Origin of the sequence: Humitalea rosea, assembly GCF_003253705.1 — a bacterium.
Taxonomy (GTDB): Bacteria; Pseudomonadota; Alphaproteobacteria; order Acetobacterales; family Acetobacteraceae; genus Humitalea; species Humitalea rosea.
This window is the reverse complement of record NZ_QKYU01000062.1, coordinates 1-1619: the sequence shown is the minus strand read 5'-3', so window position 1 is coordinate 1619 and position 1619 is coordinate 1. Positions and strand designations below refer to the sequence as shown.

General features: G+C 67.3%; 1 protein-coding gene. It reads left to right on the top strand.

Features of this window, described 5'->3' with window-relative positions; genetic code table 11:
- Positions 1-98: 98 nt before the first annotated feature.
- Positions 99-1448 (top strand): IS1380 family transposase, encoded by a 1350-nt coding sequence (locus C8P66_RS23330; protein ID WP_111400669.1) that lies wholly within the window; start codon positions 99-101, stop codon positions 1446-1448.
- The last annotated feature ends 171 nt before the right edge of the window (positions 1449-1619 follow it).

Sequence of the window (1619 nt, the reverse complement as noted above, 5' to 3'; positions counted from 1 at the left end):
AGCCCGGATTATTCACCAAGGTTAGCGGACATGGCGCAACGCCTTGATCGGCCATAGGATTCGGTTGCGACACTCACATCCAGCCGATTTCGGACGCCATGCCCGCCAAGGTTGAATCTACCCCCGCACTGCCGGGCCTGTCACCGGTCTGCGGCAAGCCCATCATCGCCCGCTTCGACGGCGGCAAGCTCTCTTCAGACGGCGGCGTGCTGGCGCTGCGCGAGATCGAAACCCGCCTTGGGCTCGCCAACCGTCTCGCCGCCTGCGTCGCCGATCCGCGCGCACCGGAGCGCGTCATCCACAGCATGGCCGACATCCTGCGCTTCCGGATGTTCATGATCGCCGCCGGCTACGAGGACGCCAACGACGCCGACAGCCTACGCCACGACCCGGCCTTCAAACTCGCCCTCGGCCGTCTGCCGGATGCAGCAGCACTGTGTTCGCAGCCGACCATCTCGCGCCTTGAGAACCTGCCACGGCCGCGCGACTTGCTGCGCATGGGCCAGGCCATGGTCGGCCTCTACTGCGACAGCTTCCACCAGGTGCCACGCCGCATCACCCTCGACATCGACGACACCTTCGATGCCGTCCATGGCGGCCAGCAACTTCGTCTGTTCAACGCCTACTACGACGAATATGGCTTCCAGCCGATCGTCGTCTTCGACGGCGAGGGGCGGCCCGTCGCCGCCCTGCTGCGCCCCGCCCGCCGCCCCACCGGGCGTGAGGTGCGCGGCTTTCTGCGCCGCCTAGTCCGCGCTATTCGGGGACACTGGCCGCGCGTGGACATCCTGCTCCGCGCCGATAGCCATTATTGCGCGCCCGAAGTCCTGGATTTCTGCCGCGCCGAGCGGCTCGATTTCATTCTCGGCGTCGCCACCACCCGCACGCTGCGCCGCCGCGTCGAGACGCTGGAGCACAGCACCGCGGCCCGCCAGGCCGCGGACCCCAGCGCGGACAAGCTGCGCCGCTACAAGGAATTTCACGACGGCGCCGCGAGTTGGAGCCGGGTTGAGCGCATCATCGCCCGCGTCGAGGTCAGCGCCCAGGGGACCGATACACGCTTCGTGGTCACCAACCTCGCCGGCGGAGCCGCGCGCACACTGTACGCGGACCTCTACTGCCGCCGTGGCCAGGCCGAAAACCACATCAAATCCTGGAAGACCCATCTCGCCGCCGACCGCACCTCATGCCACCGCGGCCCGGCCAACCAACTGCGCCTGATGCTGCACACCGGCGCCTATTGGCTCATGTGGTCGCTGCGCCGCCTGATGCCGAAGCACTCGTCCTGGCGGGTCGCGCAGTTCGACACGCTGCGCCTGCGACTGCTGAAAATCGCGGCACAGGTGGTCGCGTGGAAGACCAAGCTGCTGGTCCATCTGCCCAGCGCCTTCCCTGAACAGGCGATCCTGCGGCTTGTGCTGGACCGTCTGCCACGCCTGGTCATCTGAAACGCGGGGCGGTGTCGCCCCGGTCAAGCCCTTCCACCGCAATCCTAAACCCCGCAAGACGCACCATCGAACCGACGCTTGCGCCGGCCTGACCACCCGCGCCACCACAACCAGCAGGCGAGCCGCTCAACGGCGAAATGTAGACGCCGAGGGCGTGATGAATAATCCGGG